Annotated in this window: 11 protein-coding genes and 1 pseudogene; 6 read left to right on the forward strand and 6 right to left on the reverse strand. The window is 69.6% G+C overall.

What is annotated here, in order from left to right:
- Window positions 1-23: 23 nt before the first annotated feature.
- The 4 genes from ACIRC0_RS24590 to ACIRC0_RS24605 are packed head-to-tail and all read right to left on the reverse strand — an operon-like array spanning window position 24 to window position 5180.
- A complete protein-coding gene (locus ACIRC0_RS24590) occupies window positions 24-1964 on the reverse strand; it encodes a glycogen debranching N-terminal domain-containing protein (protein ID WP_403619271.1) in 1941 nt (646 codons plus the stop codon).
- Window positions 1961-3394 (reverse strand): MGH1-like glycoside hydrolase domain-containing protein, encoded by a 1434-nt coding sequence (locus tag ACIRC0_RS24595; protein ID WP_403619273.1) that lies wholly within the window; start codon window positions 3392-3394, stop codon window positions 1961-1963. Before ACIRC0_RS24595 ends, ACIRC0_RS24590 begins: the two co-directional genes overlap by 4 nt.
- A complete protein-coding gene (locus ACIRC0_RS24600) occupies window positions 3322-4122 on the reverse strand; it encodes a sugar phosphate isomerase/epimerase family protein (RefSeq protein WP_403619275.1) in 801 nt (266 codons plus the stop codon). Before ACIRC0_RS24600 ends, ACIRC0_RS24595 begins: the two co-directional genes overlap by 73 nt.
- An 11-nt stretch (window positions 4123-4133) precedes the next feature.
- Window positions 4134-5180 (reverse strand): zinc-binding alcohol dehydrogenase, encoded by a 1047-nt coding sequence (locus ACIRC0_RS24605; protein WP_403619277.1) that lies wholly within the window; start codon window positions 5178-5180, stop codon window positions 4134-4136.
- A 127-nt stretch (window positions 5181-5307) separates the two neighbouring features.
- On the opposite strand from ACIRC0_RS24605, the gene ACIRC0_RS24610 reads away from it, so the two are divergent.
- Genes ACIRC0_RS24610 through ACIRC0_RS24630 form a run of 5 tightly spaced genes read left to right on the forward strand, consistent with a single transcriptional unit; the run spans window position 5308 to window position 10799 of the window.
- Window positions 5308-6711, forward strand: a complete 1404-nt coding sequence (locus tag ACIRC0_RS24610; protein ID WP_403619280.1) for an ABC transporter substrate-binding protein — start codon at window positions 5308-5310, stop codon at window positions 6709-6711.
- A 31-nt stretch (window positions 6712-6742) separates the two neighbouring features.
- Window positions 6743-7762, forward strand: a complete 1020-nt coding sequence (locus ACIRC0_RS24615) for a carbohydrate ABC transporter permease (RefSeq protein ID WP_403619283.1) — start codon at window positions 6743-6745, stop codon at window positions 7760-7762.
- Window positions 7759-8643 carry a carbohydrate ABC transporter permease gene (locus ACIRC0_RS24620; protein ID WP_403619286.1) on the forward strand — a complete coding sequence of 295 codons (885 nt, stop codon included), beginning with the start codon at window positions 7759-7761 and terminating at the stop codon, window positions 8641-8643. The genes ACIRC0_RS24615 and ACIRC0_RS24620 overlap by 4 nt, the downstream gene beginning before the upstream one ends.
- A 3-nt stretch (window positions 8644-8646) precedes the next feature.
- On the forward strand, window positions 8647-9909 hold the full coding sequence (locus tag ACIRC0_RS24625) for an ROK family protein (RefSeq protein ID WP_403619289.1): 1263 nt from the start codon (window positions 8647-8649) through the stop codon (window positions 9907-9909).
- Window positions 9906-10799: a Gfo/Idh/MocA family protein gene (locus ACIRC0_RS24630; RefSeq protein ID WP_403619292.1), complete on the forward strand. Its 894-nt coding sequence runs from the start codon at window positions 9906-9908 to the stop codon at window positions 10797-10799. The genes ACIRC0_RS24625 and ACIRC0_RS24630 overlap by 4 nt, the downstream gene beginning before the upstream one ends.
- A gap of 194 nt (window positions 10800-10993) precedes the next feature.
- Here the strand turns inward: ACIRC0_RS24630 and ACIRC0_RS24635 are convergent, their stop codons facing one another.
- The gene (locus ACIRC0_RS24635) at window positions 10994-11638 is read right to left on the reverse strand and encodes an NADPH-dependent F420 reductase (RefSeq protein ID WP_403619295.1); all 645 of its coding nucleotides are present in this window, start codon (window positions 11636-11638) and stop codon (window positions 10994-10996) included.
- 95 nt (window positions 11639-11733) lie between these two features.
- On the opposite strand from ACIRC0_RS24635, the gene ACIRC0_RS24640 reads away from it, so the two are divergent.
- Complete coding sequence (locus tag ACIRC0_RS24640) at window positions 11734-12117, forward strand: winged helix-turn-helix transcriptional regulator (protein WP_403619298.1); 384 nt, start codon at window positions 11734-11736, stop codon at window positions 12115-12117.
- Window positions 12118-12128: 11 nt separating this feature from the next.
- On the opposite strand, the pseudogene ACIRC0_RS24645 reads toward ACIRC0_RS24640, so the two are convergent.
- Window positions 12129-12218: pseudogene (locus ACIRC0_RS24645) on the reverse strand (IS5/IS1182 family transposase); the annotation flags it as partial.

Below are 12218 nucleotides of genomic sequence, written 5' to 3' on the forward strand. Positions count from 1 at the left end.
GCGGTGGTCCTGCCGTCCCGTGCTCAGGTCGCAACCGAGTCGCCCCGAGCCGCCGCCAACTGGTTCCGGGCCGTTTGCACGGCCAGCGGTGCTGCTGCCGCCCATGCCTGTGGCGAGCACGAGTGCGGGTAGGGAACAGGCGCTGTCGTGGTGGAGCGGTCATAGCCTGCGAGCACCTCGGGCAGACGGTAACCGTGGTGCACCGCCGCCGAGATCAGGCCCTCGCTGACGACGTCGACCTGCTCGGCGAGTCCGTAGCGGGCGAGGCCGAGGACGATGACGGCGTTGTCGTGCGGCCAGGCGCTGCCGCGGTGGTACGACAGCGGGTGGTACGGCTTCTGCCCGGCGGCCAGGGTGCGGATCGCCCAGCCGGAGAAGAAGTCCGGTTCCAGCAGCCGCCGTCCCACACGGCGCGCGCGGTCGCCATCCAGGATCCCCGACCACAGCAGATGGCCGGCGTCCGACGCCAGGGCATCGACCTGGCGTCCGTCACCGTCCAGGGCGAGAGCGGGGAAGTCGGCCTGCGGCATCCAGAAGTCGCGCAGAAAGCGGCTGCGCAACTCGCCCGCCGTGGCCCGCAGCCGGTCGGCGTACGCTCCGTCCCGCCAGACGTCCTCGGCGAGCTGGGCGGTGCGCAGGAGCGCGTCGTAGGCGTAGCCCTGCACTTCCGCCACGGCGATCGGGCCCTGGGCCCGGGTGCCGTCGGTGAAGCAGATGGCGTCCGCGGAGTCCTTCCAGTTCTGGTTGACCAGCCCACCCGGGTCGGGGCTGTAGACCAGGTAACCCCGTGTATTGAGCCCTCCGTCCGTGAGCATCCAGTCGACGGCCCTCCGGGCGTGTTTCTCCAGCCGGGCGGCGAGCCGGGAGTCACCCGTCGTCTCGCAGTGGGCGTGCAGCAGGACGAGGAAGAGTGGAGTGGCATCGACGGTCCCGTAGTAGCGGCCGTAGGGGACCTGGCGGAAGTGTGCCAGTTCGCCGTGGCGGGTCTCGTGCACGATGCGGCCGGGCTGTTCGCCGCTGAAGGCGTCGTAGCGCTCGCCTTGGATGGCTGCCAGGGCGTTGAGTGTGGCGGCTGCCGTCTCGGGACGGTAGGGCAGCAGGAAATACGACGTGAGCAGGGAGTCTCGGCCGAACAGGGTGAGGAACCAGGGGATGCCCGCCGCGGGGACGTACACGGTCTCGCCGTCCAGGCCGGTGGCCGGGATGGTCAGCAGGTCCAGGTCGGCGAGGCCACGCTCGCAGGTGCGGGTCAGGTCGTCGTTCGACGTGGCCGCCCGGCGCCGGAGGTGCGGCACGGTGGGGGTGTGGGCCGGCAGGCCGTGGGGGTGGGCACGTGCGGTCAGATGGAGGTCCGCCTCTCCGTGCGCCTCCAGGTGCAGTTTCCACAGCAGGGTGCGTGCGGTGGAGTGCTGCGTGCTGGGCGCCGGGCCGGCTTCGTCGGGGGCGGGGCGGCAGGTGAGGGTGGTCTGCGCGTGCCAGTCGGCCCGCCGGTAGTCGAAGAGGAGTCCTTCGGGGACGGTGTGCGTCTCGCGGTGGCCGTCGGGCTTGGGGTAGTGCCGGTCGTCGGCCCGTAGTTCGAACAGGTCGGCGAAATCACAGTCGACGGTGAGTTCGACCCGTGCGGTCACCGGGTCGGGACGGTTGTTGACCAGACGCAGGTGTTCCACGAGAGCGCCGGCTGTGATGCTCTGTCGGCGGAAGACGGTGTAGGCAGGCGGATTGTCCCGGGTGCCCTGCGGCGTGAGGACGCATGCGGCGGTGTCGTCCCCTTCGTGTTCGGCGGGCACCAGAGTGACGGGGCTGGTGCCGTCGACGGTGAGCTTCCATTGGCTGAGGTGGCGGGCGTCACGCAGGAACAGCCCGTCGGGTGTGGTGCCGCGGGTGCCGCTGATGCCGCCGCCTGCGTCCAGATGGGCGAAGGTGGCGTCGCGGACCAGTTGGACACGGTGACCGGCCGCGGTCATGACAGGGGCTCCTTGTCGTCGGTGTCGTCGGCGCACAGCAGGTCCAGGGTCAGGGCCGCGGTCCAGGAGAAGTTCCGCGCCCCGCGAGCGGCACCGGTGACGGGGTCGATGTACTCGGCGAAACGGGACCAGCCCGCTGCCTCGAGGAAGTCGCGGCGCAGGCGTCCGGCGCCCGCCGTATAGCCGTGGGTGCACAGCCCGCGATGGATCAGCCAGGCGGTGTTGAACCAGGCCGGCCCGCGCCAGTACCGCTGCGGGTCGAAGGCATGGCCGGTCAGGTCATAGCTGGGAACCAGCCCGGTGGCCGGTGCCTTGAAGTGCGGTCCGCCGAGCGTGTCGGTCAGACGGGCGGCGATGGACTGCGGAAGGTGCGGAACGACCAGCGGGACCAGTCCGGCCACGCTGCGCTCGTCGACCAGGCCGCCGCCGACCAGGTCGCGGACCCGGAACAGCCCGGCGGTGTCGTCCCAGAGCCGACTGATCAGCTGCCCGGTGAGCCGCTTGGCACGCTCCGTGTGGGGGGCGTCCGGGGTGCCCAGGGCGCGTGCCATGGCGGCCAGCGCCCATTCACTGGTGATCAGCAGGGCATTGAAGCTGGGGTCCTCCACCGCGAAGCGGTGTTGCGCCCGGCGGTCGTCGTAGCCGCTTTCGCGGTAGTCGGCCGCGAGTCGGACGTAGCGGCCGTAGTCCAGGTCGGTGGGGCGGTCGGCGGGGTTCCCGTGGTTGAGGTCGGCGCGCTGGAAGGCGTCCGGGGCCGCGGGCTGGATGCGCCGCAGTGCCTGGTCCCAGCAGGGGCTGTTGTCCATGCCCGGCTCCCACGGGTGCACGGTCGCGGCCAGCCCTCCGCCGTCGAGGTCGCGGCGGCTGACGAGGTAGTCATGCCAGGCGACCAGGCGTGGATACACGCGGGCGAGGAAGCCGCGCCGGCCGGACTCCTCCGGCTCGGCACGGTGGACGAGCCAGGCTGCCAGCGCGTGCACCGGTGGCTGGACGATGCCGGACGTCTGGGGGGCCGCCGGTGCGCCGACCGCGTGGCCGGCGCGCGCCGACTGCCAGAAGTCCGGGCTCGGGAAGTAGGCGTCCGGTGGCAGGGCGGAGTTGAAGACTATGTGGGGGATGCGTCCGTCGGCCCACTGCCCCGCCAGCAGGGATTCGAGTTCCTGTTGGGCGCGGCGCGCGGAGAGGTGGCGCAGTCCGATGGCGATGAAGGCGGAGTCCCAGCTCCACTGGTGCGGGTAGAGGGTGCGGGAAGGGACGGTGGAGGTGCCGGTCCAGTTGTCGATCAGGACCCGCGCCGCACCCCGGCGCAGTGTCAGGGCTGCGGTCGCGGTGGGCGCGGGCCGGCTCAGGAGTGCGGTCACGCGCCGCACCTCTGCAGGAAGGCGGGGATGGAGCGGACGGCTTCGACGGGGTCCCCGGTGAGACGGCATTCCGCGGCGAGGTGGCCGTCGTAGCCGATGGTGTGCAGGGCGCCGAGCCAGGCGGGCCAGTCGAGGTGGCCGGCGCCGGGCTGGAAGCGGTTGGAGTCGGAGACCTGGGCGTGGCCGATGACGTCGGCGTGGGCGAGGATCGCGGCCGCCGGATCGCTCTCCTCGATGTTCATGTGGTAGCTGTCTATGCCGATCCTGATCGAGTCGAGTCCGGCCGCGCGGATCAGGTCCGCGGCCTGCTCGAGCCGGTTGACCATGTGGTCCTCGTACCGGTTGAGCGGCTCAAGGAAGAGGGTGACGCCTTCCCTGCGGGCATGCTCGCCCAGTTCCGTGAGGCCGGCCAGCAGGACCTCCCGGTCCTCCTCCTCGGTGCGCGGGGGCTCGAAGGGGGGAAGGCGGCGGGAGAACATTCCGTAGGACGCCGGTGTCTGGGCACCGACACCACCGATCTCGGCGATCACGGTCAGCTGGGACTTCATCTGGGCGATGGCGTCGCGTCGCAGGTCTTCGTCGAAGGCGCCGAAGAAGTGGAGCATCTCCACGCACACGGTCGGCATGACCACGCCGTCCTTCTCGGCCTGCTTGAGTTCGTCGAGCCGGGAGGCGAAGTGGAAGTCGCCCTTGGCCCGCAGTTCGATGGCGCTGTAGCCCGCCTCCTGCGCGAAGTCCCACTTGGCCTGAAGGGTGTCTCCGGGCAGGAGTTGTTCCTGAGCGGCGATCTTGAGCATGAACGGGCCTTTCAGAATTCCAGGACGACCTGCAGCGCCTCGGCGGGGCGCTCGTCCAGCAGTACGTAGGCGTCAGCGGCGTCGGCGGCCGGGATCAGGTGGCTGACCAGGGAAGCGACGTCGACCTGACCCTCGGCGACCAGGCGAAGGAACGTCTGCTGGAGCCGCTCGACGGTCCAGCGGCCGGACAGTTGCGGGGGAACGCCGCCGATCTGGGAGCAGATGAGCTGCACTCGGTTGTGGTGGAACTCGTCGCCCAGACGCAGGCCGATGCCGTCACCCTGGTAGAAGCCGGAGGCGACGACGCGGCCGCCGACGGCGACGGAGCGCAGGGCCTCGTGCAGGGCGGGGTAGGCGCCGCTGATCTCGATCGCGAGGTCGGCGCCGAGGCCGGCGGTCGTTTCGCGGATGCGTTCGGCCACGGCGTCGGTGCGGGCGTTCAGGGTGTGATGCGCGCCATAGCGTTTGGCGGTCTCCAGTCGGCCGTCCAGGGCGTCGACGGCCGTGACGCGGGCGCCGTTGAGCTGGGCCAGGCGAGTGGTGAGCAGCCCGATGACGCCTTGGCCGAACACGGCGACGTCCTCGCCGAGGTGGACGTCGCCGGCCAGCACGGCGTTGTAGGCGATGGCGCCCACGCGGGCGAAGGCGCCGGCCAGCGGCTCCAGACCGGCGGGCAAAGTGTGGCCGATCATGCGCTCGGCGGGGACGATGCCCTCGCTGCGGTGTCCCCAGATGCCCCACACGAGGTCGCCGGGCTTTGGCAGGCCCGGGGTGCCGACGAGTTCCGGGGAGAGGTCGACGACCTCGCCGACCTCGGAGTAGCCCCACCCGGCCACGGGGTACTGGATTCCGGCCGTGCCCTCGCGGAACAGCCGTGATTCCGGGTCCCAGGTGCGCGTCAGGTAGGGGTTGGTGCCGCGGTACGCGGTGAGCTCCGTACCGGCGGAGATGCCCGAATAGCGGGTGCGGACCCTGAGGTGTCCGGGCGGCAGCTCGGCACGGGTGTGCTCGGCCACCTCCACCTGACGCGGGCCGGTGAATTGAACGACGCGTTCCACGGATGACTCCGGAAGGGGTGCGGGTCTTCGGTTGCGTCGACAATAACCTCAACTTATGTCTTGTCAACAAGCAAAACTGATGCTGAGATGCGTGCTCGGTAGACATAAGCCGAAGCGAGGACACGCAATGCGCACCAAGAGCCGGCGGTCGCGAATGACCGCGGTGGGCATCACGGCAGCCCTGGGACTGGGGCTGCTCACGGGCTGCGCCGGCAGCACCGGGCCCGGTAGACCGGACCGTGAGATCACGGTCTGGTCACAGGAGAACCTGCCGGACCGCATCGCGGCGACGCAGAAGATCATCGACGGATTCGAGAAGAAGACCGGGATCGAGGTCCATCTCGTCGGGGTCGACGAAGGGCAGATGCCCCAGCTGATCATGTCCGCCGCGGCCTCCGGCTCACTGCCCGACGTCATCGGCGCCGCCCCCATGGGCCAGGTCTGGCAGATGTACACCAACGGCCTGCTCAATACCGCCATCCCGAAGCAGATCATCGACGAGCTCGGCCCCAGGACCTTCAACGCCAACGCGCTCGCCCTGACCTCCGACGGGAGGACCAGCCTCGGCGTGCCCTCCGACGCCTGGCTGCAGCTGCTCGTCTACCGCAAGGACGAGTTCGCCCAGAAGCACCTGGCACCGCCCGACACCTACGCCCGCGCCCTGGCCGCGGGCAAGGCCCTCACCACCAAGGGCGCCTACGGCATCTCCGCGGCCACGGACCCGAGCGACGTCTTCACCTCGCAGAGCTTCGAAAGCCTCGCCCTCGCCAACAACTGCCAGCTCGTCGACGGCCACCACGACGTCACCCTCGACTCCCCGCAGTGCAGGACCGCCTTCAGTACCTACGACAGGCTCGCCCGCGACGACGGCGCACCCGGCACCCAGACCGTCGACTCCACGCGTGCCACCTACTTCGCGGGCCAGTCGTCCATGGTGATCTGGTCCTCGTTCCTGCTGGACGAACTCGCCGGCCTGCGCAAGGACGCACTGCCCAGCTGTCCCCAGTGCAAGAAGGACTCCCGGTACCTGTCCGACAACAGCGGCGTGGTCACCGCGCTCAAGGGGCCCGACGCCGCCACGGCCGCCCAGTTCGGCGAGATCACCTCATGGGTGACGACCAAGACGGCGGAGACGGCCGCCTCCCGCGAGTTCATCGAGTACATGATGGGCGCCGGCTACGAGTCCTGGTTCGGCATGTCGCCCGAGGGCAAGATCCCCGTCCGGCACGGTACGGCGGCACAGCCCGAGCGCTACCTCGACGCCTGGCGGCACAGCGACATCGGCGTCGACACCAAGAAGCCGTTCGACGAGGTGTATCCCGCCGGCCTGCTCAACCAACTTGCCGCCGGAGTCAGCAACATGCGCCGCTGGGGCATCACCCAGGGCGAAGGAGCCCTGGTCGGCGCCATGAACGGCGAACTGCCCGTACCCAAGGCCATCGGCGCCATGACGAGCGGCCAGATGTCCGCCTCCGAGGCGGCACACGAGGCCCAGGGCGACGTCGCCGCCCTCAAGACGTCCCTGCAGTAGCCGTCGGCCCGCACGCAACGAAAGTCACCCCATGACCACAGCACCCTCCGGCGCGGCGCAGCGCCGGGCACCCGACATCCGGCCCGTCGAGCCTTCGGCACCCCGGCGCCGACGCCCCATGACCGCGAGCCGCCGTGCCAACCGAGCCGGTCTCGCGTTCGTCTCCCCCACCTTCATCGTGGTCCTCGTGGTGGTCGTGCTGCCCATCCTCTGGACCGTGCTCCTGGCGTTCCAGCACGCCAAGCTCGTCGACATCCAGGGCATGGGCCTGTTCGGCCGCTGGTCCCTGGACAACTTCACCCAGGTCTTCACCTCCCCGGGCTTCTGGTCGAGTCTGACCACGACCCTGGTCTACAGCGTGGGCAGCACGCTCGGTTCCATCGTCCTCGGCCTGATCGCCGCACTCGCTCTGCGCAGGCCCTTCAAGGGCCGCGGAGTGCTGCGCGCGGCGATGCTGCTGCCCTACGTGGCACCCGTGGTGGCCATGACCTTCGTCTGGGAGGTGGCCCTCAGCCCGCAGTACGGCATCGTCAACGACTGGGGCCGGCGCCTGTTCGGCTGGGACAACCCCGTCGCGTTCCTGTCCACCCGCCAGTACGACCTGGACATCCTCGGTGTGCACGTCAGCGTGCCGCTGGCACTGCTGACCGTCATCGCCTTCGAGTGCTGGCGCTACTTCCCCTTCGCCTTCCTGTTCATCCTGGCCCGGCTGCAGGCCGTACCCCACGGCCTGGAGGAGGCAGCCGAGGTGGACGGGGCCACTCTCACCCAGCGGTTCCGCCACATCCTGCTGCCGCAGCTGATGCCCGTCATCGCTCTGCTGTGCGTCCTGCGGTTCATCATGACGTTCAACAAGTTCGACGACGTCTACCTGCTCACAGGAGGCGGCGCGGGCACCGACGTGGCCGCCGTACGGGTCTACGACTTCCTCACCGCCCGTTACGACGTCGGAGCCGCGTCCGCCCAGGCGCTCGTGCTGGCCGCCGTGCTGGCGGCCCTGCTGGGCCTGTACTTCAAGTTCTTCGCCAACAAGGTCCAGGAGGAGTCGTGACCGGCAAAGCCGCACTGACGCGGGCTCAGTTCGAGGAGAGGTTCTTCGGCGTCCTGCGCTGGGTCGTCATCGCGTTCCTCACGGTGATCACCGTCCTGCCCTTCTACTACATGCTGCTGCTGTCGGTGAAACCCATCGACGCACTGCTGCTCGACCCCGGCTCCCTGTGGATCTCCGCCAAGGACTTCACGCTGTCGACCTACCACGACGTGCTCGCGTCCACCGACAGCGGCGGCCAGGGCTTTGTGAAATTCCTGCTCAACTCCGCCCTGGTCTCCCTCGGTACAGTCGTCCTGACACTGCTGGCCGCCGTGCCCGGCGCCTACGCCATCAGCCGCCTGAAGTTCTTCGGCCACCGACAGATCAGCGCCCTGTTCCTGGCCGTCTACCTCTTCCCCGCGACTCTGCTGGCCGTCCCGCTGTTCGTCATCTTCGCCAAGGTGCACCTGTCCTCCAGCCTGGTGGGCCTCGCCATCGTGTACGTCGCCCAGACCGTGCCGGTGTCGATCTACATGCTGAGGAACTACCTGGTCACCATCCCCGCCTCCATCGAGGAGGCGGCCGCCCTGGACGGATGCAGCCGGCTGCAGACCGTCCGCAAGGTGATCCTGCCCCTCGCCCTGCCCTCCCTCATGGCGACCGGGCTGTACGTCTTCATGATCGCCTGGAACGAGTTCCTGTTCGCGCTGCTCTTCCTGGCCGCAGACCCCGACAAGTGGACGGTCTCCCTGGGCCTCGCGCAGCTCTCCAACGGCGTCGAAGTGCCCAAGACGATTCTGATGGCCGGATCCGTGGTCCTGACGATCCCCGTGGTACTTCTGTTCTTCGCCGCCGAACGCCTGCTCACCGAGGGCCTGACCAGCGGCGCCGACAAGAGTTGAGCCATGGGGGATGTCATGACGACGCCGAGTCAGGTCAGCGCGGGAGAACTGCTGCAGCTCATCCGCAGCGGCCGCGCCAACACCCGCGCCGACCTGCAGCGCGCCACCGGCCTGTCCCGCTCCACCGTCGGACAGCGCCTCGATCTCCTGAACAGCGCCGGATGGCTGCAACACACCACCGGCACCTCCACCGGCGGCCGTCCCTCCCACACCATCGTGTTCGATCCGACGCACGCCTCGGTCATCGCCGTGGACCTGGAGACACGGCATGCCCGCGCCGCCGTCCTCGACCTCGCGGGCACCATCCTCACCGAGCACACCGGCCCGCTCGACATCACCGAGGGGCCCGACTTCGCCCTGGACCACGTGGCCACCTGGTTCCCGGACCTGATCACCGCCGCCGGCATCGATCAGACCCAGGTCTGCGGCATCGGTCTGTCCGTGCCCGGCCCGGTCGAGTGGGAATCCGGCCGTGTCATCGAGCCGCCGATCATGCCCGGCTGGGACCGGTACCCCATCCGTGAACGCCTGCAGAAGGCCTTCGCCCAGCACGTGGGCGCGAGCATGGAAGAAGGGCCTGTTCCCGTCTTCGTGGACAACGACGCAAATCTCATGGCGCTGGCCGAGCACCAGGCCAACCACCGCGACTGCTCGGCCTTCCTCCTTGTCAAGGTGTCCACCGGCATCGGCGCGGGCGTGGTCATCGGCAACAGCGTCTACCGTGGCATCGACGGCGGCGCCGGCGACATCGGCCATATCCGCCTGCACGACCGGTTCGATGCGCTGTGCATGTGCGGCTCCCACGGCTGCCTGGCCGCGGTGGCCAGCGGACGGGCGCTGGCCAGGGAGCTGTCCGGCCTCGGGCTGCAGGCCACTTCCGGATCGGACGTCAGACGTCTCCTCGCCGAAGGCCACCCCGACGCGGTCCGGCTGGCCAGGCAGGCCGGACGCCGCGCCGGTGAGGTGCTGGTGACCGTCGTCACCCTCCTCAACCCCGGCGTTCTGATGCTGGCCGGAGACCTGTCCGGGGCGCCGTTCATGACTGGAGTGCGTGAACTGCTCTACCAGCGCGCCATGCCCCGCACCACTGCGAACCTGCAGATCGTCACCTCACGGCTCGGCGACCACGCCGGACTCATCGGAGCCGCGGCCATGGTCGTCGAGTTCCTCTACTCCCCCTCCCGCGCGGATGCCCGCCTCCACCTAGCCTCCACCTCCTCACGCTGTGACACGGCGAAGCGCGTCACACAGACAGGAACACCGTGACCACTGACTCCTCCCCGTGGCCCCACCGCCCGGTCGACGTCGGGCTCGTGGGAGCCGGACCCTGGGCCCGGGCCATGCACGCCCGGATACTCGCGGCCGGACCCGAAACCCGGCTCACCTCCGTCTGGGCACGCCGCGCGGAAGCCGCACAAGAGATCGCAACGCCCTACGAAGCACATGTGGCTGCCGACTTCGACGAACTGCTGGACCACTGTGAAGCCGTTGCCTTCGCCGTGCCGCCCGCCGTGCAGGCCCATCTGGCCCCGCTCGCGGCCAAGAAAGGTAAAGCCCTTCTGCTGGAGAAGCCGCTCGGCCCGGACCTGCCCGCGGCACAGCGCGTGGCGGAAGCCATCGCCAAGGCCGGCGTCGTCTCGCAGCTCGTCCTGACCAAGCGCTACCACCCCCTCACCCGCGCCTTCATCGACCAGGCCCGCGCCCTTGACGTTGCCGGAGCACGCTCGTGCTACCTCCACGGCGCCTTTCTCGGCGGGGAGTTCGCCACCGGGTGGCGTCTGGAGCACGGCGCCCTCCTCGACCTTGGCCCGCACCTGCTCGACCTCCTGGACGCCGCGATCGGACCCATTACCGCCATACGCGCCAGCGGCGACCCCCGCCGCTGGATCGAGCTCACCTGTGAGCATGCCAACGGTGCCATGAGCCAGGCGTCCCTGTCCGGTTCCGTCAATCTCCCCCGGCCGCTCACACGCGTCGAACTCTTCGGGACGGGCCCGTCCCTGACCTACGACACCGCCGCCATCGACCACGAGGAGGCCTGGCCCATCCTGCGGAACGAATTCGCCACCGCCGTCCGCACCGGCACACCGGGCGAACTCGACGCCCAGCACGGCCTCTACCTGCAGACACTCCTGGACCAAGCCACATCCCGCTGACCGCCCAGCCCGACATCGCCCAGCCGACTTGGAACACTCAAGGCGGAGCCGGAGCTGGCCGTGACGAAGCACGCGCCGTGGTCCAGCACCGTACGCCGGCGGCGTCCCCGGACTGGAATGAGTGGCTCGATGCCGGCTCACGGACCGTCAAGGGAGCGCCGGCCGTCTCGGAGCGCATGTGATGAGCGACGTCCTCAGTCCTGTGACCGGTCGACGACGGGTACGGCGGTGACGGGGTTGTGGCCCCCGGCGACCAGCTGCATGACGAAACCCGCCACTTCTTCAAGCTGCCGGGCGTGCTCCAGTCCGCCTATCACGGCGGGCACGCCACCGAGGTCGCGAACCAGCTCGGCGGCGATGCCGAGCGCCGCGTCGTCATCGCCGCACATCGCCACGGTCCGCTTCGGTTGTCCCGCCGGCGTCGGCTCCAGCCAGCTCGTCCCCGCGAACAGGTGCAGCGCCTTGACCACGCGGCTGCCTACCGCCCGCTCGGAGATGTGCTGTACCGCCGACCCGGTGGATGGCTTGAGCAGACCGGAACCGTAGTCCACCGCGTTGGTGCAGTCGATCACGGCCTTGCCCGCCATCGACCCCTCGCCGGCCCCGGCGAGAGCGAGCACCTGGTCGAGCCCCTCCCACGCCACTGCCACGACCACGGCATCGCTCGCCCTGACCACCTGCGCGGGGCCAACAGCCTCAACCGCGTCGCCGAGCCGCTCGGCGATCGCCCGAGCCCTGTCCTGTGAACGGCCTCCGACGAGGACGTGGTGTCCACGTCGGGTCCACGCCTCGGCCAGTGCCGAGGCCATCACGCCGGTGCCCAGAATTCCGATACGCACGTCGCTCTCCCCATTCCTCGAAGGCTTGATGCCTCGCTACGGTAGGGACCTCGGGCCTACCGATCGGTAGGCCCGGATCCGGTAGGAAGAGACGCGTGAACGACCACTGCTTGCCCTTCGCCGCCGACTGTGCGGTGCGCCTGGCCGCCGACCTGATCGCTCATACCTGGGACCCAGTGGTGCTGATGGCGCTGCGAGCGGGCAGGCGCCGCCGGATCGACCTTCTGAACGGCATCTCGGGGGTCAGCGACAAGGTCCTGACTCAGACGCTTCGCCGTCTGCACGCCAACGGCTTGATCGTACGGATCACCATGCCCACCGACCGCTCCGTGGCGTATGAGCTTTCCGACTTGGGCAGCAGCCTCGCTGACGGACCGCTCGCCGCCCTCGGCCGGTGGGCGATCGATCACGCCGATCAGGTCCTTGCCGCCCAAGAGCACCACGCTAGTGGCGTCGGCAACCGGGTAGCGCTCGGATAGGCGTTCGCTGATGGGCGACGGTCCGGGCGGTCGTCCCAGCGGTGGATCGTCCACGCTCGGCGGAGCGGGCTCCGAACAGTGACGATCGTGTCGGCGAGATC

The sequence above is a fragment of the Streptomyces sp. NPDC093984 genome, from assembly GCF_044764595.1.
GTDB classification, from domain to species: domain Bacteria; phylum Actinomycetota; class Actinomycetes; order Streptomycetales; family Streptomycetaceae; genus Streptomyces; species Streptomyces cynarae.

What these genes read in the sequence shown, in the direction of transcription:
- ACIRC0_RS24590 (WP_403619271.1), bottom strand. Translation starts at nt 1,964, where the DNA reads ATGACCGCGGCCGGTCACCGTGTCCAACTGGTCCGCGACGCCACCTTC.
- ACIRC0_RS24595 (WP_403619273.1), bottom strand. Translation starts at nt 3,394, where the DNA reads ATGCCGTCTCACCGGGGACCCCGTCGAAGCCGTCCGCTCCATCCCCGC.
- ACIRC0_RS24600 (WP_403619275.1), bottom strand. Translation starts at nt 4,122, where the DNA reads ATGCTCAAGATCGCCGCTCAGGAACAACTCCTGCCCGGAGACACCCTT.
- ACIRC0_RS24610 (WP_403619280.1), top strand. Translation starts at nt 5,308, where the DNA reads ATGCGCACCAAGAGCCGGCGGTCGCGAATGACCGCGGTGGGCATCACG.
- ACIRC0_RS24615 (WP_403619283.1), top strand. Translation starts at nt 6,743, where the DNA reads ATGACCACAGCACCCTCCGGCGCGGCGCAGCGCCGGGCACCCGACATC.
- ACIRC0_RS24625 (WP_403619289.1), top strand. Translation starts at nt 8,647, where the DNA reads ATGGGGGATGTCATGACGACGCCGAGTCAGGTCAGCGCGGGAGAACTG.